At 70.6% G+C, this 23332-nt stretch carries 21 protein-coding genes and 1 pseudogene; 10 read left to right on the top strand and 12 right to left on the bottom strand.

Features of this window, described 5'->3' with window-relative positions:
- Position 1 precedes the first annotated feature (1 nt).
- Genes OIE67_RS44285 through OIE67_RS44305 form a run of 5 tightly spaced genes read right to left on the bottom strand, consistent with a single transcriptional unit; the run spans position 2 to position 6270 of the window.
- Positions 2-1741, bottom strand: coding sequence for an ABC transporter ATP-binding protein (locus OIE67_RS44285; protein ID WP_326631805.1), 1740 nt, complete (start codon positions 1739-1741; stop codon positions 2-4).
- Complete coding sequence (locus OIE67_RS44290; RefSeq protein WP_326631806.1) at positions 1738-3453, bottom strand: ABC transporter ATP-binding protein/permease; 1716 nt, start codon at positions 3451-3453, stop codon at positions 1738-1740. Before OIE67_RS44290 ends, OIE67_RS44285 begins: the two co-directional genes overlap by 4 nt.
- Positions 3450-4202 (bottom strand): ABC transporter ATP-binding protein, encoded by a 753-nt coding sequence (locus tag OIE67_RS44295; RefSeq protein WP_326631809.1) that lies wholly within the window; start codon positions 4200-4202, stop codon positions 3450-3452. Before OIE67_RS44295 ends, OIE67_RS44290 begins: the two co-directional genes overlap by 4 nt.
- Positions 4199-5257, bottom strand: coding sequence for a FecCD family ABC transporter permease (locus OIE67_RS44300; RefSeq protein ID WP_326631811.1), 1059 nt, complete (start codon positions 5255-5257; stop codon positions 4199-4201). Before OIE67_RS44300 ends, OIE67_RS44295 begins: the two co-directional genes overlap by 4 nt.
- The gene (locus tag OIE67_RS44305; RefSeq protein ID WP_326631813.1) at positions 5257-6270 is read right to left on the bottom strand and encodes an ABC transporter substrate-binding protein; all 1014 of its coding nucleotides are present in this window, start codon (positions 6268-6270) and stop codon (positions 5257-5259) included. The genes OIE67_RS44300 and OIE67_RS44305 overlap by 1 nt, the downstream gene beginning before the upstream one ends.
- Before the next feature lie 151 nt (positions 6271-6421).
- On the opposite strand from OIE67_RS44305, the gene OIE67_RS44310 reads away from it, so the two are divergent.
- Together OIE67_RS44310 and OIE67_RS44315 are read left to right on the top strand one after the other, a co-directional pair.
- Entirely contained in the window at positions 6422-7024 is a 603-nt protein-coding gene (locus tag OIE67_RS44310) for a superoxide dismutase (protein WP_326631815.1), read from the top strand.
- Positions 7025-7028: 4 nt separating this feature from the next.
- Positions 7029-7556 carry a GNAT family N-acetyltransferase gene (locus OIE67_RS44315; RefSeq protein ID WP_326631817.1) on the top strand — a complete coding sequence of 176 codons (528 nt, stop codon included), beginning with the start codon at positions 7029-7031 and terminating at the stop codon, positions 7554-7556.
- A 3-nt stretch (positions 7557-7559) separates the two neighbouring features.
- Here OIE67_RS44315 and OIE67_RS44320 read toward each other — a convergent pair whose 3' ends face one another.
- Both OIE67_RS44320 and OIE67_RS44325 read right to left on the bottom strand, forming a co-directional pair.
- Positions 7560-8042 carry a hypothetical protein gene (locus tag OIE67_RS44320; protein WP_326631820.1) on the bottom strand — a complete coding sequence of 161 codons (483 nt, stop codon included), beginning with the start codon at positions 8040-8042 and terminating at the stop codon, positions 7560-7562.
- Between the two features lie 65 nt (positions 8043-8107).
- Complete coding sequence (locus tag OIE67_RS44325; protein WP_326631821.1) at positions 8108-9277, bottom strand: MFS transporter; 1170 nt, start codon at positions 9275-9277, stop codon at positions 8108-8110.
- Between the two features lie 262 nt (positions 9278-9539).
- On the opposite strand from OIE67_RS44325, the gene OIE67_RS44330 reads away from it, so the two are divergent.
- From OIE67_RS44330 to OIE67_RS44345, 4 genes and pseudogenes are all read left to right on the top strand, one after another.
- Entirely contained in the window at positions 9540-11381 is a 1842-nt protein-coding gene (locus tag OIE67_RS44330) for a YcaO-like family protein (RefSeq protein WP_326631823.1), read from the top strand.
- A gap of 8 nt (positions 11382-11389) precedes the next feature.
- Complete coding sequence (locus tag OIE67_RS44335; protein ID WP_326631825.1) at positions 11390-12388, top strand: LLM class flavin-dependent oxidoreductase; 999 nt, start codon at positions 11390-11392, stop codon at positions 12386-12388.
- A 238-nt stretch (positions 12389-12626) separates the two neighbouring features.
- Positions 12627-13568, top strand: a complete 942-nt coding sequence (locus tag OIE67_RS44340; RefSeq protein ID WP_326631827.1) for a tyrosine-type recombinase/integrase — start codon at positions 12627-12629, stop codon at positions 13566-13568.
- Between the two features lie 85 nt (positions 13569-13653).
- Positions 13654-13845, top strand: a pseudogene (locus tag OIE67_RS44345) (YnfA family protein); the annotation flags it as partial.
- A gap of 347 nt (positions 13846-14192) precedes the next feature.
- On the opposite strand, the gene OIE67_RS44350 reads toward OIE67_RS44345, so the two are convergent.
- Positions 14193-14642, bottom strand: coding sequence for an NUDIX domain-containing protein (locus OIE67_RS44350; RefSeq protein WP_326631828.1), 450 nt, complete (start codon positions 14640-14642; stop codon positions 14193-14195).
- Positions 14643-14989: 347 nt separating this feature from the next.
- On the opposite strand from OIE67_RS44350, the gene OIE67_RS44355 reads away from it, so the two are divergent.
- Complete coding sequence (locus tag OIE67_RS44355) at positions 14990-15475, top strand: cupin domain-containing protein (protein ID WP_326631829.1); 486 nt, start codon at positions 14990-14992, stop codon at positions 15473-15475.
- A 10-nt stretch (positions 15476-15485) separates the two neighbouring features.
- Here OIE67_RS44355 and OIE67_RS44360 read toward each other — a convergent pair whose 3' ends face one another.
- Complete coding sequence (locus tag OIE67_RS44360) at positions 15486-16268, bottom strand: DUF899 domain-containing protein (RefSeq protein ID WP_326631831.1); 783 nt, start codon at positions 16266-16268, stop codon at positions 15486-15488.
- Between the two features lie 90 nt (positions 16269-16358).
- Positions 16359-17780 (bottom strand): endonuclease/exonuclease/phosphatase family protein, encoded by a 1422-nt coding sequence (locus OIE67_RS44365; RefSeq protein WP_326631833.1) that lies wholly within the window; start codon positions 17778-17780, stop codon positions 16359-16361.
- A 242-nt stretch (positions 17781-18022) separates the two neighbouring features.
- Between OIE67_RS44365 and OIE67_RS44370 the strand changes: the two genes are divergently transcribed.
- From OIE67_RS44370 to OIE67_RS44380, 3 genes are read left to right on the top strand one after another with little or no spacing between them, the layout of a single operon-like run.
- Positions 18023-18802: a glucosamine-6-phosphate deaminase gene (locus tag OIE67_RS44370; RefSeq protein WP_326631835.1), complete on the top strand. Its 780-nt coding sequence runs from the start codon at positions 18023-18025 to the stop codon at positions 18800-18802.
- Complete coding sequence (locus OIE67_RS44375; protein ID WP_326631837.1) at positions 18799-20073, top strand: N-acetylglucosamine-6-phosphate deacetylase; 1275 nt, start codon at positions 18799-18801, stop codon at positions 20071-20073. The genes OIE67_RS44370 and OIE67_RS44375 overlap by 4 nt, the downstream gene beginning before the upstream one ends.
- Positions 20070-21560 (top strand): UxaA family hydrolase, encoded by a 1491-nt coding sequence (locus tag OIE67_RS44380; RefSeq protein ID WP_326631839.1) that lies wholly within the window; start codon positions 20070-20072, stop codon positions 21558-21560. The genes OIE67_RS44375 and OIE67_RS44380 overlap by 4 nt, the downstream gene beginning before the upstream one ends.
- A 72-nt stretch (positions 21561-21632) precedes the next feature.
- Here OIE67_RS44380 and OIE67_RS44385 read toward each other — a convergent pair whose 3' ends face one another.
- Positions 21633-22622, bottom strand: a complete 990-nt coding sequence (locus OIE67_RS44385; RefSeq protein WP_106243700.1) for a LacI family DNA-binding transcriptional regulator — start codon at positions 22620-22622, stop codon at positions 21633-21635.
- Positions 22623-22716: 94 nt separating this feature from the next.
- Positions 22717-23322 carry an SGNH/GDSL hydrolase family protein gene (locus tag OIE67_RS44390; RefSeq protein ID WP_326631842.1) on the bottom strand — a complete coding sequence of 202 codons (606 nt, stop codon included), beginning with the start codon at positions 23320-23322 and terminating at the stop codon, positions 22717-22719.
- Positions 23323-23332 lie beyond the last annotated feature (10 nt).

The raw sequence follows: 23332 nt of genomic DNA on the forward strand, positions 1-23332 counted from the left end.
GCTAGGCCCGTCCGGATCCGCTGAGCTGGGCGGCCATGAGCGTGGTGTAGGCGCTGGGCCGTTCGATCAGTTCCTGGTGGGTGCCCGCGTCGGCCACGCGCCCGCCCTCCAGGACCACGATCCGGTCGGCGGTGAGGATGGTCGAGAGCCGGTGGGCGATGACCAGGGTGGTGCGGTTGCGGCGCACGCTGGTCATGGCGGCGGCGACCTCCTGTTCGCTTTCGGTGTCGAGGTTGGAGACGGCCTCGTCCATGATGAGGATCGGGGCGTCTTTCAAGATGGCCCGGGCGATGGCGATGCGCTGGCGCTGGCCGCCCGACAGGCGGGCGCCGAGTTCGCCGGGCAGGGTGTCGTAGCCGTCGGGCAGGCCGGTGATGAACTCGTCGGCCTGGGCTGCCCGGGCGGCGGCGATCACGTCGTCGCGGCTGGCCTGGGGCCTGCCGAGGCGGATGTTGTCGATCAGCGGGATGTTGAACAGGTAGACGTCCTGCGGCACCAGGGTGATGAGCCGGCGCAGGTCATCTTGGGGGAAGTCGCGGATGTCGTGGCCGCCGATGGTGATCGACCCGGCGTTCACGTCCCACATCCGCATGAGCAGGCTGGCGCAGGTGGATTTGCCCGCGCCGGAGTGGCCGACCAGGGCCACGGTCTCGCTGGGCGCGATGTCGAAGGAGATGTCGCTGACCGCGTCGGGTAGGGCGGGGCCGTACTGGAAACGCACGCCGGAGAAGGCGACGTGCGGCGTGATGGGGCCGGGCGGCGGCTCGCTGACGCGGTCCGTCACGGGGGCGGGGGTGTTCAGGATCGTCATGATGCGGTCGCCGGCGGCGATGACGAGGTTGAGGTCGCGGGCGACGTCGGTGACGGCGATGACGGGCGCGAAGGTGGTCGCGGCCAGCACGACCGCCACCGGGAAGAGGGTGGCGTCCAGCATCTGGCCGGTGACGAGGAGGGCGGCGGTGAGCAGGACGGCGAGCAGGCCGAAGGTGGTGAGCGCGTTGGTGACGGAGTGCTCGAGGCTGGAGCGGCGGCCGTGGGCGAGCTTGGCCGCGAGCAGCCGGTCGTCCTGTTCGGCGAGGCGGTCCAGCTGCCGGTCGCCGGCGCCGGAGGTGATCAGCTCGCGCAGGCCCTGGAGGGTGTCGACGGCTTCGGCGTTGAGCTCGCCGACGCGGGCGCGTAGCTCGGCGCCGTGGGCTTCGGCGCGGCGGCGCAGCCAGGCGGGCACCAGGGCCAGCAAGATCAGGGCAGGTGCCAGCGCGAGGGCCAGAGTCGGGTGGAAGATGCCGAGCGCGGTGAGCGCCGCGACGGGGACGGTGGCCGCGCTGACCAGTGGGCTGAGCGTGTGGGCGAACCACAGCTCGAGTTGCTCGACGTCGGAGATGGCGGCGGCGCCGAGGTCGCCCGAGCGGCGCTCCAGCAGGTAGCCGGGTGCGAGGCGGCCGAAGGCGCGGTAGACCCGGCCGCGTACGTCGGCCAGGACGCGGAAGGCGGCCACGTGGGCGAGGTAGGACTCCAGCCAGGGCGTGATGGCGAGCAGCGGCAGCAGCAGACCGAGGACGATGAGCCCGCCGCGCAGGTCGTCGGGTGAGGCGCCGGTGATGGCGCGGCTGACCACCCAGGCGCCGACGCCTGCTGAGGCCAGGACGACCAGGTGGTGGGCGATGCCGCTGCCGATCGCGGCGATCAGTAGCCGGCGGTGGGGTCCGAGCAGCCGGGCCAGCGGCAGCAGACGGCCGATCATCGGGCGGCTCCTTCCTGGGCGGCGACCAGGCGGGCGTATGCTCCCCGCTGGTTGACAAGGTTCGCGTGGTTGCCTTCTTCGACGATCCGGCCCTCAGCCATGACGATGACGCGGTCGGCGTCGCGGACCGTGGACAGCCGGTGGGCGATCATCAGGGTGGTCCGGCCGCCGGTCAGCGCGTCGAGGGCCTGCTGGATGCCGGACTCGTTGGCGGCATCCACGCTGGAGGTGGCCTCGTCCAGCACGAGGATCGGGGCGTCCTTGAGCAGGGCGCGGGCGATGGCGATGCGTTGGCGTTCACCGCCGGACAGCTTCAGCCCGCGTTCGCCGACGACCGTGGCCAGGCCGTCGGGCAGGTCGTGGACGAAGTCGGCGCGCGCTGCCCGGATGGCGGCGTCGATCTCGGCGTCGCTCGCCTCAGGTCTGCCCAGGGTGAGGTTGTGCCGGACGGTGCCGTGGAAGAGGTAGGTGTCTTGGGAGACCACGGCGATGAGCGAGCGCAGCTCCTCCAGCGGCAGGTCCCGGATGTCGGCGCCGTCGATGGAGATCCGGCCGTCGGTCGCATCAAAGAAGCGCAGTAGCAGGGCCGCAACGGTGGTCTTGCCCGCGCCCGAGCGGCCGACCAGGGCGACGCGCTCGCCGGGGACGATGTCCAGCGTGAAACCGTCGAGGGCCGGCTTGGAACGCTCGCGGTAGGTGAAGGTAACCCCTTCGAAGGAAATGGCCGGTGGGCCTGACAGCTCGGGGATGCGTGTACCTTGCGGCTGCACCGGGGCGTCCAGCACCTCGAAGATGGCGGTCAGCGAGGGGACGGCGTTGTAGCTGGAGTGGTAGGCGGACTCCAGCTCGCGCAAGGGCCGGAAGCACTCGGCGGTCAGCATGAGGATCAGCAGCAGCTCGGTCCCGGTCAGCTCACCCGCAGCCAGCCGCATCGCCCCCACGCCCAGCGCCACCGCCGTGCCCAGCCCGATGACGAACGCCACCCCGCCCAGGTAGGCCACGACGATGGCCATCAGCCGGATGGAGTCGCGGCAGAATGCCTCCGCCAGCTTGGCCAGCTCGGCGCCGCGGCGCTCGCTGGCGTTGAACGCCTTGAGCGTGGCCATGCCCTGCAGCGCGTCGAGGTTTTCGGCGTACAGGCCCTTGTAGCCGCGGAACCAGGCGGCGTTACGTCCCCGCAGCACCCGGTTCGACACCAGGGGCAGCACCGGCATCAGCACCGCGCACACCAGCACGACCACGCCGATGATCGGGTCGAGCACGAACAGGAACGCGGTCACGCCGACGGCGCCGATCAGGGCGGCGACCGTCTGCGGCAGGAACTTGCCGACGTAGGCGTCCACGGTCTCGACCCCGTCGACCAGCGAGGTCTGCGTGGAGCCGGTACGCCCGCGCTGCGCCCAGGCGGGCCCGAGCAGGAGCAGCTTGGCGGTCAGCTGCCGCCGCAGCTCCTTTTTGACGCCGCCCGAGGCGCGCAGGGCGACGCTTTCCCGTACGGCCAGCGCCAGGCTGCGCACGAGCTGCAGCATGGCAATCCCCGCAATGGGCCAGGCGATCGCGGTCACCGGCTGGCCGGAGAAGATCCGTGCGAGGGACTGGGCGACCAGCACGCCTTGGCCGACGTAGGTCGCGGTGATGGCCAGCAGCAGGCCGACGAGGCCGGCCAGGCGCCAGCGGACGGCCGGTGACAGGCTCAGCAGTCGGGTGATCACTGATCCTCCTTGAGCTCGAAGACGAGCTGGGTGCGCTGTACGGCACGCACGCCGTACACCTGGGAGATCCGCTCGGCGGTCAGCACCTCGTCCGGTGGCCCGCCGGCCACGATGCGACCGCTGTCCATCAGGTAGAGGCGATCGCAGTAGGTGGCGGCCTGATTGAGATCGTGCAGCGCGGCCAGGGTACTGATGCCCAGCCCGCGAACCAGGCGGAGGATCTCCAACTGGTGGCGTATGTCGAGGTGGTTGGTGGGCTCGTCCAGCAGGAGCAGGCGGCTCTGCTGGGCCAGGGCGCGGGCGATGAGCACGCGCTGTTTCTCTCCGCCCGACAATGTGGCGTAGTTGCGCTCACCCAGGTGGCTCGCCGCCACCCGTTCCAGTGCTTGGGCGCAGATGAGCTCGTCGGCCGCGGTGGTGCGGTCGAGTGGGCGCTTGTGCGGGGTGCGGCCCATGGCGACCATCTCGACCACGGTGAAGTCCAGCTCTGCCGGGGCTTCCTGGGCGACGACCGCGGTGCGCCGGGCGGACTCGCGTGGCGTCAGCCGTGCCAGGTCGTCGCCTTCGACGGTGATGAGGCCGGCGGCAGGGCGCAGGGCGCGGTAGGCGCTGCGCAGCAGGGTCGACTTGCCGCAGCCGTTGGGGCCGAGAAGGCCGACGAACTCGCCGGGACCGACCTCCAGGTCGGCCTCGTGCACGATCGGACGGCCGTCGATCCGGAGACAGACGCCGTTCAGGGTCAGGGTCATCCGCGCCTCCGCAGCAGCCACAGGAAGAACGGGACGCCGAAGACGGCGGTGACAATGCTCAGGGCCAGCTCCTGCGGAGCGGCGACGGTCCTGGCGGCCACGTCGACGAGTTGGAGGAAGACCGCGCCGAGCAGGGCGGAGACTGGCAGCACCCGGCGGTGGTCGGCGCCGATGAGCATCCGAGCGGTGTGCGGGACGATCAGGCCGACGAAGGCGATGGCGCCGCTGGTGGCGACCAGGACGCCGACCAGCAGGGAGGTCAGCACGAACAGCCGCACCCGCAGGGCGGTCACGTTGATGCCGAGGGAGATCGCGCTCTCCTCGCCGGAGCTCAGCGCGTTGAGCGGCCGGTGCTGGACGAGCAGGTAGGCGAGGCCGGCGAGCAGGACGGCGGTGGGGATCGGCAGCATCTCCCAGCGGGCGCCGCCGAGGCTGCCCATCAGCCAGAACAGCACCTGCTGGGCGGCGCGGCCGCTTTGGGCCTGCTGCAGGACGTAGCTGTAGACGGCTTGGAAGAGGTAGGCCAGCGCCACGCCGGCGAGCACGAGGCGCGCCGGTGTGATCCGGCCCGAGCGCTGGGCCAGGACATACACCAGCACCAGGGCGAGCAGTGCGCCGAGGAAGGCGGCCACCGACAGCGACAGTCCGCCGAGCACCGATGAGCCGAGGATGAAGACCAGCACCGCGCCGAGCGACGCGCCGGAGGAGACGCCGAGCAGGAACGGGTCGGCCAGCGGGTTGCGCACCAAGGCTTGCAGCACTGCGCCGACCACAGCCAGCCCGGCCCCGACGAGCAGGGCCAGCAGGGCTCGGGGCAGGCGGAACTCCCAGACGATCTGCGCCTGGGCGGCTGTCCAGGTGGGCGTGATGGAGCCGGGCGCGAGGCGGTCGGCGACGATGCCCCAGACCTGCGCTGGGCCGACCTGGACCGCGCCGATGCTCACCGCGAACAGCGTGGATGCGATGGCGGCCAGGACGAGCACGGCGAGGACCAGCCACAGCCGGCCGGACACTTGTGCCACATACCCGCGCCGCAGCGCCGTCGTCTGGCCCATCAGGCGAAGGCTTCGGGGTGCAGGAACTTGGCGATCTCCACGACGGCCAGGATGTTGCGGTAGCCGGGGTGCTGGGCCGCGGCGGGCAGGGCCAGGTAGCGCCCGTCTTTGGCGGCGACGCTGTTCTTGGCGATGGCGAAGGCGTCGGCCGCCTTGGCGGGCGCGGTGGGCATCTGCTTGCCCATCAGCGTGGCGTATTCGGTGACGAGCAGCGCTTCGGGGTCGGTGGCGGCGATCTTTTCGGCGTTCACCTCGGTGTAGTCGGCCTTGACCTCGCCCAGGACGTTCTCGCCGCCCGCGAGGGTGATCATCTGGTTGGTCAGCCCGGCTCCGCCGTAGGCGTTGACCGGTCCCTTGCCGCCGTCGGTGGCCAGTACCCTGACCTTGGGCCGGTCGGCGACCCGCTTGGTAGCGTCGTCCAGCGTGGCGCGCAGCTCGCTGATCAGCTTGTCGGCATGGTCGGGCACACCGAAGATGGCGCCGAGGTTGCGCAGGTCGGTGAAGGTCTGCTCGATCTTGAACTCGAGCTGCTTCTCCGGGCTGCACCAGCCGCCCAGCAGGTAGACCGGCGCTCCGGCGGCGCCCAGTTCCTCGACGGTGGCGTACCCGCCGGCGGCGTCGAAGCTGGCGGAGGAGTTGTCGACGACGAAGTCGGCGCCCTGGGAGAGCATGACTTCCTTCTGCGGCAGCATGATCGTCGGCGAGATCTCCGGGATCTTGTCGTAGAGCTCCTTCTGCCCGGGCAGGAAGGCGCTCTCGGAGAAGTTGGTGCGGCCGGCGACGCGGTCGCCCAGGCCGAGGGCGAGTAGGGTCTCCAGGGCGGGCTGGTAGCCGGTGACCACCTTGGCCGGAGGCTTGTCGAAGGTCAGCTTCCGGCCGCAGTTCTCGACGGTGACGGGGAAGCCGGTCTGCTGCGCCGCCGAGGGTTGGGTGGTGGCGGCTTGGGGGGCCACGGGCTGCGCGCCGCAGCCCGCCAGGGCGACCGCGGACAGCATTAGGGCGAGCAGCCTCATGGGCACCGACTCCTTGCAAGTTCGTCTCAGATGCAAACCATTCGCAAATTAGGGCGCACTTGGATGCGGGGTCAAGAGCATCTTCGTTCTTATTGCGGTAGTAGTGTTATTGCGCATAGCTTGCAACTACTGCGCAAGAGGGGATAGACCGATGGGTCAGTACTCGCTGCCTGACATGCCATACGACTACGCGGCTCTGGAGCCCGCCATCACCGGCGAGATCCTGGAGCTGCACCACGCCAAGCACCACGCCGCCTACGTCAAGGGCGCCAACGACACCCTGGAGAAGCTGGCCGAGGCCCGCGACAAGGGCGAGTTCGGCGGCCTTGTAGGGCTGGAGAAGACCTACGCGTTCAACCTGTCCGGGCACGTGCTGCACACGATCTTCTGGCAGAACCTGGCCCCGGACGGCGGCGACCGCCCCGACGGCGAACTGGGTGACGCCATCGTCGAGCACTTCGGCTCCTTTGAGGCCTTCGCCAAGCAGCTCACCACCGCCACCGCCACGGTGCAGGGCTCCGGCTGGGGCGTGCTGGCCTGGGAGCCGCTCGGCCGCCGCCTGATCGTCGAGCAGGTGTACGACCACCACGGCAACGTCGGCATGAACACCACCCCGCTGCTGGTCTTCGACGCCTGGGAACACGCCTACTACCTGCAGTACCGCAACGTGCGTCCTGACTACGTCGAAAAGCTCTGGGGCCTGATCAACTGGAACGACGTCATCGCCCGCTACAACGCGGCCAAGGGCGCCTGACCCCATGACCTCGGCGCCCGCCCGCCATCAGCTTGGTCGCCAAGGCCGGGCGGGCGCCGAAATCCACCTCATCACCCCGCACGACGTGGCGCGCTACCTGCCGTCGGTCGCCGAGGTGGGCGGGCGGTGCTTCACCCGCTCGCCGTGGCGCGAGCCGTACCCGGCGGCCAGGAGCGTCGCCTCACGCATGCTCGCCGACAGCCAGCGAGCCGGCTTCGTCCTCGCGCTCGCGCTATCGGGCGAGGAGGTGTACGGCTTCGCCTACGGTCACCGCTGTTCGGCGCTGGCCCTGCTGGCTGCGCGCCCTCCCGGCGGGGACTTCACCTTCAAGGAACTCGCCGTCGTGCCGGAACTGTGCGGGATGAAGCTGGGCCTGGCCCTGCATGACACCGTGCTCGCCGCGGCCGAGGGCGGGCCGCGGTGGTTGTCGACTCATCCGGCGGCGACGGCCGCGATCGGGCTCTATCGCAGCCGCGGGTGGCGTGCCGTCGCCGTGCACGGGCGCACACGAGTGATCATGCACAAGAGTTGAGCGTTACGCGTCGACGCCATCGAGTTCGCCCGCGGCCAAGGGCGCGCGGCTCTCCAGGGCCATCGCGATCGCCGGCCACTGCCTGAGTGCCTGCCGCACCACGGGATCGGTGCTCATCAGGAACGCGAGGTGTCCGATGGCGTGCGCCACGACGTTGTCGATCTCGATGTTCTCCGGGGTCGGAGCGGCGGGCGTCGAGCCTCTGGCGAGGTCGAAGCTCGCCAACGTGACGCGGCGCGCCTGCGGCTGCGGGTCCGGGCACACTGCGTATGTGAGGACGATCGTGCCGGTCGGGAGATAGCGCCAGCTGGTCGAGTGGACGACATAGGCGGCAGCGTCGGGACGGACGCCGCCGGCCCGGCGCGCGGCCTCGTCTGGACTCATCCCCGGCCCCGGCTCCACACAGATCCGCCGGTAGGACCACTGGCTGTCGGGATCGGCCAGCAGCATCAGCACCTCGACGCAGACCCGCGCGTATGCGGTCACCCCATCCTCCACTCGCTTCCCAGAGACTGCACATCATATGCAGAAGCGAGTTCATCGCAGACTCATCACACGGGCTGCAGCGCAGCGGAGCGGGTGCGAACAGCGAACAGGACGGCCAAGGCCGCCATCGCGACGCCGGCGGCCCACACGGGCGCGCGCAGGCCGGCGACGGAGGCGAGGAGCCCGCCGGCGAGTGCGCCCAGCGGGCAGGCGGTCATGCCGAAGATGCGGTTGGCGCTGTTGACCCGGCCCAGCATCTGCGCGGGCACCAGGCGCTGGCGCAGGGTGACAGAGACGACGCTCCAAATGGCGAACGCTCCGCCCGTGCCGCCCCAGGCGAGGGCGGCGGTGGCCGCGGACGGGACGGCGGCCAGGGCCAGATCGATGACCGCGCAGACGGCGAGCACGCAGATCTGAAGGTGGCGCGTTTCGAAGCGGCGGACCAGAGCCGGTGTGGCCATGGCCCCGCCCACGCCGCCGACGGCTCCGGCACCGAGCATGATGCCGTATCCGGTCTCCGACATCCCGATCGGGCCGGTGGCCAGCAAGACCAGGACGGACTCCCAGGCCAGGGTGAAGAAGTTCATGGCCGCGCCGGTGAGGATCACGGTGCGCACCAGGTGAGGGCGGATGAGCCAGCGCAGGCCGTCCAACGCGTCGGACAGCAGCCAGCGAGACACCGGCGTGCCGCGGGAGGTTCTGATGCCGATCAGCAACACCCCTGCCACCGCCAGACCGGCGGCGTTGAGGCCGAAGGGCAGCATCGTCGAGGCGGCGAACAGCGCGCCGCCGACCGCCGGCCCGACGAGGTCCTGGCCCAGGCGCTCGGCGGTGATCAGGGCGCTGTTGGCTTTCTCCAGCTCCGTGTCGGTGACGATCTTGGGGATGAGGGACTGGGCCGCGGTGTCATAGGTGGCCTCGCCGACGCCCACCAGGAAAGCGATGCCGTACAGCATCACGATCGAATCCGCGCCGGCCAGCGCCATGCCCGTCAGCAGGACAGCCCGTCCGAGATTGGCGATCGCCATGAAGCTCTCCGGACGCCCGCGATCAATCAGCGCGCCGATCGGCAGCGCGAACAGCACCCACGGCAGGTAGGCGGCCACGGTCAGGCCGGCCACCTGGGCGGGATCGCGGGTGATGGAGGCGGCGAGGAGGGGCAGCGCGACGATCCGTATGCCGTCCCCGAGGTTGGCCAGGGTCGCGGCTGCGACAACGCGCTGGTAGGCGCCCATCGAGATCCTCACTGTTGACCGTCATCCGGGAGCAGCTTATGTTGCGAAGTGTTTGCAACAAAGAGTTACTCGCAGAAGGAGAACGGCATGAGGCACGTCTCGTTCGAAGAGATCGAGGACCTGCAGGTCTGCGTGCGGGCGCACACCCCCGCCGTGGACGCCGAGTTCGCCTGGAACGAGGACGACGGCGAGTAGGTCCCCTCGCGGGAGGCCTCTCCGGCCTCCCGCACCACCGCCCCTCTCCGCAGTGAAGGCTTGCCGCATGCTCGCACCGGGTTACCACCTCTACCGGGGGCCGGACGGATTCTGGCGCTGCTACGGTCCCGATGACCGGGTCCTGCGCATCCGCTCCGAGCAGCCGCCCACGCCCGAAGAGCTCGGGCTGCTCGCCGAGGAACACGATCCTGTCCCGCTCGGCGATCGCGTCGTCCATGTCGAGGGCGACAACCCAGTGGCCGATCAGGTCGTGGAACTGTTGCAGCCGCACGTCAAGGTGATCCGCGGCGTACTCCAATCCGCGGCGGGCGTGGACCTGGTCATCGCCTGCGCCGGATGGCTGCCCGACGCGCGCTGGCTAGACCTCGATCGGATCTGCGGCGAGGTGCCGTGGCACCGCTGCCACGCCGAGGGCACCCGCTTCTTCCTGGGGCCGTGCACGAAGAGCTACGCCGAGGTGCGGGCACGCCGTCTGGCGGCGGCCCGGCTGCCTGAGGAGACCCTCGCCCATTGGCGCCATCTCGAGACCGCTGACGAACTGCCGCCCGTCCCGTGGCCCTCTCCCGGTGGCGTGGCCGTCATCGCCGGGCTGCTGGTCGATGACGTGCTCGCTCACCTGTCCGGCCAGCCGGTGCCCAGCGGCGACTGCCAGCTGGCAGTGGCGGGCGCCGAGATCACCCGCCATCCCGTCGCCGGACTCGTCGACCGCCGGCTGGGACTGATCACCCGCGTAGAGGAGCAGCCGAGCGCCTTGCGCGCATGCGTGGTCCACCGGGCCTACGTCGCCGACACCCGGCACTTCGCCTCCTGGCGGGCCGATCGAGTCGCCGGTGGCGCCGCGCTGTTCGATCATGACCGCGCCCGCCAGGCGGCCATCGGTGAGGCGATGGAGCGGTACTGCGGCAATGCCGTACCGGAGACTCTGCTGCGCTCCGCGTATCGAGAGTTGGAAGATCCGGCGGTGGATCCCCTGCGGTTCGCCCTCTATTCGGCGCAGCAGTACGCCGCGAAGGGATTCCCCTTCGTGCCCATGACCCGGGAGCAGGAGATCGAGTGGACGGCCGGGCAGGATCTCGCGACCGGCCAGGACGTGCTCGTTCCCGCTTCGCTGGTGTATTTGAACTACCGCAGGCCACCGCACACCAACTTTCACGTCAACGCCGGCGTCGCCGCGGGACGAAGCCGTGCGCAGGCCGAGCGGTCGGCGCTGCTGGAGGTCCTGGAGCGGGACGCGGTGACCCGCTGGTGGATGAGCGGGGAGCCGGCGGCCGGCATCGAGCCTCCGCCTGACGACGCCCTCACCCGGGCGCTGGCCGAGGCCACGGCCCTGGGATGGCGAGTCACCTTCCTCAGCATCCCCAGCCAGGTGCCGGTCATCGGCGCCTTCGTCGAGCACGACGGCATCGTGGCCTTCGGCACGGCCTGCCGTACCACCGCCGAAGCGGCCGCAGCCAAGGCGTTCACCGAGGCCGTCGTCTCCTACACGATGAGCCTCGGCCTGCTCGACCCCGCCACCTGGAACGCCGTCGACCATCCCTACCGGCCCTTCCGCCCCGACCGGGCCTACCGCGACGACTTCCGCCCCGACTGGCAGGACCTCACCGACCTGGAGCTCAATCTCCAGCTTTTCCTCGACCCGCGCATGCAGGGGCCGCTGCTGGATCGGCTCAGGAACCCGCCGCCGAGCGCGCCTCCGCCTCCCGGCGAGCCGAATGTGGCCGGCGCGATCTCGGTGGACCTGACTCTGCCGGAGGTCCGCGCGGCAGGGCTGCACGTGGTGCGCGTGATCGTGCCCGGCATGTACAGCAACGCCCCCGCGGCCTTCCCCTTCCTCGGCGGCACCCGGCTCGGCGAGGTCGCGGTGCTCGACCCCCTTCCCTTCGCGTAAGGAGCAGCATGCGGATTGGCCTGGCACTCGGCTACCACGGCGAGCCGATGTCGCAGATACTCCCGCTCGTCGAACTGGCCGACCGGATCGGCGTCGACTCGGTGTGGAGCGTCGAGGAATACGGCGCCGACGGGGTGAGCGTGCTGGCCTACCTCGCCGCCAGGACCGAGCGCATCAAGCTCGGCACCGGGATCCTGCAACTGGCCGGCCGCACCCCCGCCAACACCGCGATGACCGCGCTCACCCTGGACATCCTGTCCGAAGGCCGGCTCCTGCTCGGACTGGGCGTCTCGGTGCCGTGGATCGTCGAGGGCTGGCACGGCGTGCCGTACGGCAAGCCGCTGGGGCGCATGCGTGAGTACGTCGAGATCCTGCGCAAGGCCATCCGCTGCGACGAGCGCGTCACCCACCACGGCGAGTACTACACGCTGCCGTACGGCCAGAACCGGCCGGTCAAGGCGCTACTCGATCCGGTCAGAACCGAGATTCCGATCTATGTGGCGGGGATCGGACAAGGCATGGTCCGCTTGGCCGGACAGATCGCCGACGGGTGGCTGCCCGGTTTCTACTCACCCGAGCGCGAGGCGGTCATCACCGCACCGCTGGATCAAGGCATCAAGCAGGCCGGGCGAAACGCCGCCGACGTGGACATCACCATCATCACCCATGCCATCAGAACCGACGACCCGGCCAAAGCCCGTGACGAGCTCCGCCCGCTGTATGCCGCCTACATCGGACCATCACGCGGCAAGAACACCTACTACGAGCTGGCCAGGGAAATCGGGTTCGAGAAAGAAGCAGAGATCATCCGCGAGCATCATCGCGAGGGGCGCCGAGCGGAGGCGATCGCAGCCGTTCCGGACGCGCTGCTAGATGAGGTGGCGCTGTTCGGGCCGCTGCCTCAGATCGTCGACCGGTTGGCGGCCTGGCGGGAGTCCCGGGTAGGAACACTGGCGCTCATCACCAGGGATCCCAAGATCTTGGAAGCCTGCCTATCGAGCGCATAGTGCCTAACCAAGCCTTCTTATGGGAACTCCCTCGCAGGACGATCGCTGCGGACGAGGCGGACCTCCTTGGGCGCCTCGACCAACCGCGATGTACGCGATAATGGTCTATTATCACGTACATGAGCGATCATGGCGGCTCGGCGACCAGGACAACCTCTCTCAGGGGCGGTGCACGACTCCAGCACGTTATCCGGTACATCGCCGAGACCGGTGCAGCGGCCGCCGCCCGGCGGTCGGCATGAGCGCCGCGCCGAAGATCACCGCCCTTCGCGGTGAAGGCGTCAGCCTCGCCGCGGCCGCCGACGCCTTCCTCGCCACCCCGCGCACGGCCAACCCCAACACCCACCGCGCCTACGCCTCGGCCATCGACCGCGTTACTACTCTGCTCGGCCGCGACCGGCCACTCGCCGACGTCACCGACACCGAGATCGGCACCGCGCTCATCGAACTGTGGGGGCGATGCGCGCCGGCGACCTGGAACCGCAACCGCGCCGCCATCACCTCCTGGCTGACCTGGTGCCAGACCAAGAAACACTGGGCCGCCCCGATGGTGCCGGCCGACGCCGAACGCCGCAAGGAGAACGCCGACGAGACCCGCGCGGTCGCCAAGACCACGATCCACCGGCTGCTGTCCCGCCGGGATATCCCGCTGCGCGAGCGAGCGCTCTGGAGGATGCTCTACGAAACGGCGGCCAGAGCCGCGGAGATCCTGGCGCTGAATGTCGAGGATCTCGACCTGGAGCACCGGCGTGCCCCCGTCCGCTCCAAGGGCGGCGCGATCGAGTGGGTGTACTGGGACAGCGGCACCGCCCACCTGCTACCCCGCCTACTCCGGCTCCCGGACGGCAGCACCCGCACGCACGGCCCGCTGTTCCTGTCCGAACGCCGCCCCGTCCCCGCCCGCCGACCGGCCGCCGCCGACATCTGCCCGCACACCGGCCGCGCCCGCCTCGGCTACGACCGCGCCCGCGTCCTACTGGACAAGCACACCGGCCTCGACCTGCACCAACTGCGCCACAGCGCCGCCACCCACCTCGGCGACGCCGAAGTCCCGCTCCAGCTCATCATGGGCAAGACCCGCCACAAGAACCCCCGCACCGCCATGCGCTACGTCAAACCCGGCGCCGAAGCCATCGCCAAGGTCACCGAGGTCCTGGCACCCCGCCGCCGTACCCACTGATCAACTCCGATGGCGGCTCGCCGCAGCCAGGTGCTTCGGGCCGTTTCGACGCGAAGCAAAGGGAGGCTGACCTCCGCTAACCCCAATCGCATGTACCGGGTGGCAGCAGTCTTACCGACACCCCAACTTCGGACGCATCCTGGCCGCCTACGGCGGCGTGTTCGTCGCCGGATCGCTCGCCTGGGGAATGGTCATGGACGGGTTCAAGCCCGACCGGTGGGACATCGCCGGAGCACTCATCTGCCTCGTCGGCGTGCTCGTCATCATGTACGCCCCCGCACCTGATCCACGGCACGAACCCGCTCCGGACACCTCACAAAACGATGCTTCCCGGCGCGGGTTCGTTGTGTACGACGGCCAGCATTCCGCGAACTCGCGCGCTTCACCCGGCGACCACGTCAACGACGGCGAAGCCCCCGAGGTACGATCGTATGCGAACTGCAGGAACAACTCCAGATCGCCCGAGCGTTCACCCGGACTTCAGCGACGGCCTCATGCCCGACAGCCACATGATCTTTGTCACATGGCGAAGAAAAGAATCAGGACACAGGCGGGACCTTCACGGGAGGAAGGGTTTTCTCCACGCGCATCGTTGAGCTGGACACTCAACTAATCGGACACGGCCTATGCCGCGACAAACAGCGACACGTCGGTGTGGGAGCGCGCACCGCGCGTCCGCGTCGCGGTGACGAAGAACGGACTCTTCCCGGCCGTCCTGGTCGGTCGGGCCGCTACGCCCAGCTCCTCCCGGCACTCGCGTTCGACGGTCTCCCAGGTGTCCTCGCCGGGCTCGACATGCCCGCCGCTCGGCAGCCAGAGCCGCGCCTTGCGATGGTCGACGAGCAGGATCTCCTCACTCGGGCTGACGACCACGGTGTAGGCCACGAGGTGCGGATCCGGCACGTCGGGCGCGTCCGTCCGGTAGAGCGGCGCTCCGCTGGAGATCCAGTCGAGCCCTTCGGCCACATGGGCGGCTTCCTGCTCGTCCCAGGGGGTGATGCCGGCGAACTGCCGCGCCAGCCGCTCCCGTGCGTCGTCCCGCTCGACCACGACCGCACCACCCGGCTCCTTCATGAGAACCGACCGTACCGCCCACGACCGACAGGAACCGGCCCGCGAGTGAGCGGCGGCGCGCTCGACGACGTACCACCCGGCACCCACACGATCACCTTCCCGGGCGACACCACGCAGTGCCTGACCACGGGCGCAAAACTGATCGACCCCCAGCCAGTCATGGGAGTTCAAGGGCGGCCTGGGCGCGCCCGGCACCGGCTGCGTGCGGGTGGCCTACCTGTACGAGGAGAGCGACCGGGGCGGCCACGGCGGATGGGGAAGGACCTCCGCCGGTGGCCGCCCTGTCGGATGAGCGAAAGATCCACCAGGATGGTGGATCTGATGATCCATATCGCGAAAGGGGCACCATGTCGTACCCGCCGCCGCGCTACCACGGAGAGACCGGCCAGGCGAGCGCCGTCTTCCGGCCGAGCGACCAGGCCGCCGACCTCTCCTACGGCGGCCGCCACATCCACTACCTCGCCACGGGAGCCTCCACCGGGGGCGCGTTCGGCCTCTACCGCTGGAACTTCGGGCCCGACGAGAGCGGCCCGGGACCGCACTTCCACCGCACCATGTCCGAGTCGTTCTTCGTCCTGGAGGGCACGGTCCGCCTGTACGACGGTGAGAACTGGCGCGAGGGCCGCCCCGGGGACTTCCTGCACGTGCCGCCGGGAGGCGTGCACGGCTTCCGCAACGTGACGGGGGCGCCGGCGTCGATGTTGCTGCTCTTCACTCCCGGCGCACCCCGCGAGGAGTACTTCGAGACGCTGGCCGAGTTCGCCGCCGGCAAGGTGCTGGGCGAGCGGGAGGCGGCCGAGTTCTTCCTGCGTCACGACAACTACGAGGCCTGACCGGATCTCCTCAGTGGTGGCGGCCGCGGCGGCCGAGGGTCCGCACGAGGGTCGCGCCGGGGCGGCTCCACTGCGGTACGGGGCGGCTGGTCCCGTCCCAGGTGGCGTTCCCGTCCGCGTCCGTACGCCACGACCAGGAGCCGTGACGCCCCTCGGGCCAGCCGTCGGGGTTGTCCTCCCACGACTCGCCGCGGCCGTACGGGGTCATGTCGAGCAGGCCCATCGACCCGTTGACCCGCTCGTTGCCCCGGCCGGTCGTGGAGTAGGTGAGGAACACGCGGTCGCCGTCGCGCAGGAAACAGGCGAGGTATCCCATCTCCCCGCCGACCGGCTCGTCCAGGCCGCGTACGGAGTACCAGGGCTGGGTGTAGCCCATGAACTCGACGTAGGCGGCCACCTCCTCCCACGGGCCCGTGGTCAGGACGGCGAACGAGACGCCGCGCGCGTTGAGGTAGACGGCGTCCTTCAGGTGCCAGGCCGTGGTGGTGCAGCCCTCGCACTGCCCCTGGTGCGGCGCGCCGTCGTACCACATGTGCTGGTAGACCACGAGCTCGTCGCGCCCCTCGAACAGCTCGACGAACGGGACGGGGCCGTCGGGCCCGACGACCTCGACCGTCCCGTCGATCTCCACCATCGGCAGCCGCCGGCGGGCCGCGGCCAGCGCGTCGCCCTCCCGGGTGTGCGCCTTCTCCCGCACCAGCAGCTCGTCCCGCGCGGCCTGCCAGGTGGCCAGGTCGACGACGGGCGGGCGCCCGGGCAGGGCGGTGGTCGGGTCACTCGGCGTGGTCGTCATGGCGTCCTCCGTGGGGTCTGACAGTCGTCCGTATGTGCTGCAGACCCGATACGGCGGCGAAACTCATCGGTCGGGCGGGAGGACTTCACCTCAAGGCAGGGTCACCGTGGAATGAAGGGATCGGTGATCGGAATGGGCGTTGTCGCTGGAGACGGTGCAGGACGTGTGTCCTCGGGCGAAGATGTAGTCGAGTTTGGCGGTGCCGTACGTGGCGCCCGTGCCCGTCGTTCCGGGGGCGGACCAGCATTCCTGGAATTTCGTGTAGAGCGGGTCCAGGATGCCGCCCGTGGCAGGTGTGGTGTTGAGGTCGCCGCCGATGACGGGGGCGTATCCGTCTTTCTCGATGTCGCCGGCGATTCGCAGCAGGGCGTTCACCTGGTCTCGCCGGGTTTCGCCTGAGGGGTCCTCGCCGGGAGTGCTGAGGTGGGCCGAGCAGTACGCGGCCGCGTGCGACGGGACGTACGCGCACAGGGCGACGCGCTGTTCCGAAACCGTTCCCCACGTGGCTCGCAATTCGCGGGAGAAGTACTTCGTGTTCTCCTCCGGGACCGCCACCGCCACCCCGTAAAGGCCCCGGTCGTTTCCGCTCTGGTCGTCCCTGCAGCGCTTTTCCAAAGTGAGATCGGGGTATTCCGACTCGACCTTGATCGGGGCGAATCGCACGTCCCAGCCTCTCCCGGTACGGCTCTCCAGGGACGACTCGATCGTCCTGGTGTGCCGTTCGCAGATCTCCTGGAGGAGGAGCACGTCCGGGTGGTAGGCGCTGCCCAGCGTCGCGTTCAGGTGCTGGGCCAGCGCCGTCGCGACGGCGTCGCCGTCGTCGCGGTAATCGCCGCAGGCGGAGTTGTTGTTGGCGCAGACGTTCCAGGACATGACCTGGGCCTGTCTCCGTGGCGTGGGCGACGGCGCCTCGGGTTCGCCCTGGCCGGGGTAGGGCTCGGGAAAGCCCATGGTGAAGAGTTCCCACGAGCCGATCTGGTCGGCGGGTGTCCGTGCCCGCAACATGCCCGCGTTCGCGCCGGTGAAGTTGTTCTCGGCGGAGACGTAGAGGCCGTTCGCCACCGACTGCACGGCGAAATAGACGTCGGCCCCGACCTGGCGCCGGACGAAGCGGAACTTCTCCCAGGAGCCGGTGTTGTGACCGCGCGCCCGTAGCCGTCCCTTGTCGGTGCCGGAATCGCCGATCTCGGCGGTGACATAGCGGCCACTGGCGATACTGCGTACGGACCAGGTGGCGCCGTTGTCATCGGAGAGCCGGACGAACTTCTCCCATGAGCCGGCGCTGTCGCCGCGTGCCCGCAGCAGCGCCCATCGACCGGATTCGCCGTTCACCTCGGTGGTGACGTACTTGCCCGTCGCCACGTTCCGCAGCGTGAACGGGGAGATCGACGACTTGGCCAGGTGATCGGCCATGGGGTCGGCATCCGCCGCCCGGGCGGGAAAGGGCGCCGCGAGGGTGAGGCCCAGCGATAAACAGCACAGGGCGGTGATCCTGGACAGGAGTCGGCGCACGTGGCCCTCGCTTTCCGCGGGTAGGGACTATCCGATGATCATGGATCAGGTGGTGATTCGGCGGCAATACGCACACCGCGGCCGGCCGTGGGCAGGAGCAGGCGTGCGCGGCGATGGCTGGGTCGTAGCAAGCGCTGTCACCGAAGTCTGGGCAGCTTTCACCGGAACGGCCGCCAAAGCTTCTTGCAAGTGCTGCATACGTTTGCAGTATGGTGGTGTTCGCCTAGTCCGAGGAGGATCACTTGTCCACCCCACTTTCCCGATTCACGGCGGACAGCCTGCCCGTCGAGGTGTACGCGAGCGAGGCGGACCTGGGCCGCGCCGCGGCCCTGCGCGCCGCCGCGATCATCCGGGACGCGGTCCGGCGGCGCGGCGCCGCCCGGGTCGTCGTCGCCACCGGAAACTCCCAGTACGCGTTCACCGACGCGCTGCGCGAGCAGGAGATCCCGTGGGGTCGGGTGACGGTCTTCCACATGGACGAGTACGTGAGCATCGCGGCCGACCACCCGGCCTCGTTCCGGCGCTGGATCAGGGAGCGGATCGAGGTCCCCTTCGCCCCCGCCGCGGTCCACTACATCGACGGCAACGCCGCCGACCCGGAGGCGGAGTGCGCCCGCTACGAGGCCGAGCTGTGTGAGCTGCCGCTGGACCTGGTGTGCATGGGCGTCGGGGAGAACGGTCACCTGGCCTTCAACGAGCCGTACCAGGCGAGGTTCGACGACGACCGGTGGGCGCGGGTGATCACGCTGACCCCGCGCTCGCGTGAGCAGCAGGTCGGCGAGGGGCACTTCGCGACCGTCGAGGACGTGCCCGCCACCGCGATCTCGCTCACCGTGCCGGCGCTGCTGGCGGCCGAGGCGGTCCAGGTGTGCGTCCCCGAGCAGCGCAAGGCGGCGGCCATCGCCGCCACGCTGAACGATCCCGTCTCGACCGCCTGCCCCGCCACGATCCTGCGCCGCTCCCCCCACGCCACGCTGTTCCTCGACACGGACTCCGCCAGCAAGATCGACTCTCTGCGGTGATCCTCACCGGCGGACGGGTGCTGCTCCCTGAGGGCATCCGTGACGACGTGGACGTGATGATCACCGACGGCCGGATCACGTCACTGCCACCCCGCACGACCGCCCACGTGGGTACGTCACCGCCGCCGCAGGAGACGGACGACCGCGACCCGTCACCGCCGCCCCGCACGACCGGCGAGGTGGGTACGCCGCCCCGACCCCATACGACCGGCCACCCCGACGGGGTGATCGACGTGGGTGGGCGGCTGGTCACGGCCGGGCTGGTGGATCTGCATGTGCACGGGTTCGCGGGCGCCTGTTTCGACGCGGGCCCCGGCCAGGCCGCCGAGGTGCTGCGGGGCCTGGCCCGGCAGGGGGTCACCAGTGTGCAGGCGTCGCTGGTGTCCGCGTCCGTGGAGCGGCTGGCCGAGCTGCTGGCCGCGTTCGCCGCCGTGGACCGTACCGCCGACGACGGCGCGGAGCTGCTCGGCCTGCACCTGGAGGGCCCCTTCCTGGCGCCCGCGCAGTGCGGCGCGCACGACCCGGCCGTGCTCCGCCCGCCGACCTCCGCCGACGTCGGCCTGCTGCTCCGGCACCGCGACGTGCTCAGCATGATCACGCTCGCCCCCGAACTCCCCGGCGCCGTCGAGGCCACCGGTCTGCTCGCCGGCGCCGGGGTCGTCGTCGCGGCGGGGCACAGTGACGCCCGCGGCGACGACCTGCGCGCGGCGGTCGACGCCGGGCTCACGCACATCACGCACCTGTGGAGCGGCCAGTCCGGCACGGTACGCCAGGGCCCGTGGCGGGTCCCCGGCCTGCTGGAGGAGTCGCTGGCCGCCGATCACCTCACCGCCGAGGTGATCGCCGACGGCCGCCACCTGCCGCCCGCGCTGCTGGAGATCGCCCGCCGCTGCGTGGGCGAGCGGCTGTGCGTGGTGTCCGACGGCACGCCGGGCACCGGCCTGCCGCGCGGCTCCCGCTACCGGCTCGGCACCGTGACCTGCGAGGTCGGCGACGGCGTCGGGCTGGTGGTGGGCGCGGACGCGTTCGGCGGCTCCACCTCGGCGCTGCCGGACATGCTCCGCCACCTGACCAGCGACCTCGGCTGGCCCGTCCCCGAGGCCGTGGCCGCGGCCACCAGCACCCCGGCGCGGGTGCTCGGCCTGACCGGCCGCAAGGGCACGATCGCGGCCGGCGCCGACGCCGACCTCGCCGTCTTCGACGAAGGCTTCCATCCGTGGGCGACCGTCCTGCGCGGCAGGTGGATCGGCCCAGAAGGGATCAGCGCATGAGCAGAGTCATCCGGTTGCGGGAGGGCGACACGGTGGCCGTCACGCTCGACGGGCTCGCCACCGGCGACTCCTTCGGGTACGGACTCACCGCCGCCCAGGACGTCCCGCCCGGCCACAAGGTCAGCCTCGCGACGGTCGGACCCGGCGCGGAGGTCGTCAAGTACGGCCAGGTCATCGGCCACGCCACCGCCCCCATCGCGCCGGGCGAGCACGTGCACACGCACAACCTCGGCTTCCACGACACCGCCCGGACCGAGGTCGTCCCCACACCGGGGACGGTCACCCGGCAGGAGCCCGAGACGTTCCAGGGCATCGTGCGCCCCGACGGCCGGGTCGCCACCCGCAACTACGTCGGCATCATCACCTCCGTCAACTGCTCGGCGACCGTCGCCAAGCTCATCGCCGACCAGGCCCGCCGTTCGGGGATGCTGGACGCGACGCCGGGAGTGGACGGTGTGGTGGCCATCACGCACGGCAGCGGCTGCGGCCTGGCCTCCGACGGCGAAGGGCTGGAGCTGCTGCGCCGTACGCTGTCCGGCTACGCCGCCCACCCCAACTTCGGCGCGCTGCTGGTGCTGGGGCTGGGCTGCGAGGTGAACCAGATCGCCGAGCTCGACCTGCCCGCCGGCACCCCGATCGCGACGATGACCATCCAGGAGGCGGGCGGCACGGCGGCGGCCGTACGCAAGGGCGTCAAGGCCATCCGCGAGCTGCTGCCCGCGCTCGACGTGACGCGGACGGAGGTTCCCGCCTCGCGCCTGGTGCTCGGGCTCAAGTGCGGCGGCTCCGACGGCTACTCGGGCATCACCGCGAACCCGGCGCTGGGCGTGGCCGCGGACCTGCTGGTCGCGCAGGGCGGCACCGCCATCCTGGCCGAGACGCCGGAGATCTACGGCGCCGAGCGGCTGCTGGCGGCCAGGGCGGTGGACGAGAAGGTGGCGCGGGCCCTGCTGGACCGGATCGACTGGTGGCGCGACTACACCGCGCGGCACGGCGGCTCGCTCGACAACAACCCCTCACCGGGCAACAAGGACGGCGGGATCACCACGATTCTGGAGAAGTCGCTGGGCGCGGTGGCCAAGGCGGGCAGCTCGCCGCTGACCGGCGTCCACTCCTTCGCCGAGCCGGTGCGCCGGCCGGGCCTCGCCTTCATGGACACGCCCGGCTACGACCCCGTCTCGGTCACCGGCATGGTGGCGGGTGGCGCGAACATCGTCTGCTTCACCACCGGGCGCGGCTCCGTCTACGGGTGCAAGCCGGTGCCGAGCCTGAAGCTGGCCACCAACAGCGACGTCTACCGGCGGATGCGCGACGACATGGACCTGGACTGCGGGCCGATCGCGACCGGCGAACGCACGATCGAGGAGATCGGCCGGGCCGTCTACGACCTGATCCTGGCCACGGCGTCGGGGCTGCGGACCGCCAGCGAGCTGCTCGGGTTCGGCGACGAGGAGTTCGCCCCCTGGCAGCTCGGCGCCGTCATGTAGTCCTGCACCGCCGCCGCGAGCCCGGGAGCCCCGGAGGGCCGCTTCACGCGGCCCGGCCACCCGGGACTGCCGTCACCTGGACGGTGCCAGGGTGGTGGAGCCGCGGACCACCAGCCGCGTCTCCAGCTGGACCACCGGCGGCTCCTCCTCCCCCGGATTGTTGATCATGTCCAGCAGCAGATCGACCGCGACCACCCCGGCCTCGGTCCCCGGCACGTGGATCGAGGTCAGCGTCGGGTAGGCCATGCCGGACATCGGGCTGTCGTCGATGCCGATCACGCTGAGGTCCTGGCCGACGCGCACCCCGCGCTCGGCCAGCCGGGTCATCAGGCCGAGCGCGATCAGGTCGTCGTAGGCGATGACCGCGGTGACGTCGCCGGCGTGCACCAGGTCGGCCGCGCGCACGCCGGCCTGCACCTGCGGCTCGAACGGCCCGTACTCGACCAGTTCGACCCCCTGCGCCTGGCAGGCGGCGACGACCGCCTCGCGCCGCTGCGCGTTGGACCACGAGCGCCGCGGGCCGCTGAGGTAGGCGAGCTTCCTGTGGCCGAGCGCGGTCAGGTGCTCGACGGCCTCGATCATGCCGTCGTCGTTGTCGACCAGCACGTTGGCCGCGCCGGGGACCCGCCGGTTGACGAACACGATGGGCTTGAGCCGGGCCAGCTCGTGCAGCCGATCGTCGCCGGTACGCGGGGAGACCATGATCAGCCCGTCGACCCGCTTACGGAGGATCTGCGCCCGCTCGACCTCGTCGCCCGGGTGCTCGTCCACGTCCGTGATGATCACGGTCTTGCCCTTGAGCCCCGCCCGCGCCTGGATCGCCTTGATGATCGGCGGGAAGAACGGGTTGGCGATGTCGGGCACGATAAGCCCGAAGATGTCGTGATGGCCGGAGATCAGCGAGCGGGCCGTCTGGTTGGGCACGTAGCCGAGCTCGCGGGCCGCGCGGCGGACGCGCTCGCGCGTGTGCACGTTGACCTTGTCGGGGTCGGACAACGCCCGTGACACGGTCGACGCGGACAGCCCCGTGGCCTGGGCGACGTCCGCAAGCGTGACTGGCATGAGCCTGACCCTCCTGGTTTGCTGCAACGAAGCGACGATATCGCACGGGCGGAGCTGAGTAAGCGTTCTCTCGTTGCAGGTCGATGCTGCTATTTCAGCTACCGCTTGCAATCGGACGCCCTGGTACGCCGAGCGCGTCGATAAGCGTGCCCGCCATCACCCGGTGCCCCTCGGCGTTGGGATGCACCGGATCCCCGTACCAGCGGGAATCGGCCTCCTGCCAGCGAGCGTGGTGATCGACGAGCGCCGCGCCCCGCTCGGCGGCCAGCTCCCTGATCGCCTCGGCGTAGGCGGGGATGGCCGCGACCGTCCCGGGAACGGGGGTCTGCAGGACGACGCGCGACCCCGCCTCCCGTACCCGATCGAGGACCGGCGTGATCACGGCGCGGAACTCCGCGACGGAGAGGTCCTTGGCGTCGTTCGTGCCGACCCCGATCACCGTCACGTCGGGCGCGTGCCGCAGGACGGCGTGGTCCAGGTGAGCGGCCAGGTCGGCGCCCCGCCAGCCGCTGACCCCCGTGTTGATCACCGCGTCCATGGACCGCCCGCACTCGTACCTGACCCGCTCCGAGAACAGCTCGGCGTAGCCGCGCGCCCCGGCCGTCCACCGGGCCGCCTGCACGATGCTGTCGCCCGCGAAGACCCAGGTGACGGGGGTCTCGCCCGCCAGCAGATCGCCGATCGCCGTCAGGTCGTCCACGAACTCCTCC

The sequence above is a fragment of the Nonomuraea fuscirosea genome, from assembly GCF_035917475.1.
Lineage (GTDB): Bacteria > Actinomycetota > Actinomycetes > Streptosporangiales > Streptosporangiaceae > Nonomuraea > Nonomuraea fuscirosea.

Coding starts and splice junctions, on each gene's coding strand:
- OIE67_RS44285 (WP_326631805.1), bottom strand. CDS start 1,741: ATGATCGGCCGTCTGCTGCCGCTGGCCCGGCTGCTCGGACCCCACCGC.
- OIE67_RS44295 (WP_326631809.1), bottom strand. CDS start 4,202: ATGACCCTGACCCTGAACGGCGTCTGTCTCCGGATCGACGGCCGTCCG.
- OIE67_RS44300 (WP_326631811.1), bottom strand. CDS start 5,257: ATGGGCCAGACGACGGCGCTGCGGCGCGGGTATGTGGCACAAGTGTCC.
- OIE67_RS44305 (WP_326631813.1), bottom strand. CDS start 6,270: ATGAGGCTGCTCGCCCTAATGCTGTCCGCGGTCGCCCTGGCGGGCTGC.
- OIE67_RS44310 (WP_326631815.1), top strand. CDS start 6,422: ATGGGTCAGTACTCGCTGCCTGACATGCCATACGACTACGCGGCTCTG.
- OIE67_RS44315 (WP_326631817.1), top strand. CDS start 7,029: ATGACCTCGGCGCCCGCCCGCCATCAGCTTGGTCGCCAAGGCCGGGCG.
- OIE67_RS44325 (WP_326631821.1), bottom strand. CDS start 9,277: ATGGGCGCCTACCAGCGCGTTGTCGCAGCCGCGACCCTGGCCAACCTC.
- OIE67_RS44330 (WP_326631823.1), top strand. CDS start 9,540: ATGCTCGCACCGGGTTACCACCTCTACCGGGGGCCGGACGGATTCTGG.
- OIE67_RS44335 (WP_326631825.1), top strand. CDS start 11,390: ATGCGGATTGGCCTGGCACTCGGCTACCACGGCGAGCCGATGTCGCAG.
- OIE67_RS44340 (WP_326631827.1), top strand. CDS start 12,627: ATGAGCGCCGCGCCGAAGATCACCGCCCTTCGCGGTGAAGGCGTCAGC.
- OIE67_RS44350 (WP_326631828.1), bottom strand. CDS start 14,642: ATGAAGGAGCCGGGTGGTGCGGTCGTGGTCGAGCGGGACGACGCACGG.
- OIE67_RS44355 (WP_326631829.1), top strand. CDS start 14,990: ATGTCGTACCCGCCGCCGCGCTACCACGGAGAGACCGGCCAGGCGAGC.
- OIE67_RS44360 (WP_326631831.1), bottom strand. CDS start 16,268: ATGACGACCACGCCGAGTGACCCGACCACCGCCCTGCCCGGGCGCCCG.
- OIE67_RS44380 (WP_326631839.1), top strand. CDS start 20,070: ATGAGCAGAGTCATCCGGTTGCGGGAGGGCGACACGGTGGCCGTCACG.
- OIE67_RS44385 (WP_106243700.1), bottom strand. CDS start 22,622: ATGCCAGTCACGCTTGCGGACGTCGCCCAGGCCACGGGGCTGTCCGCG.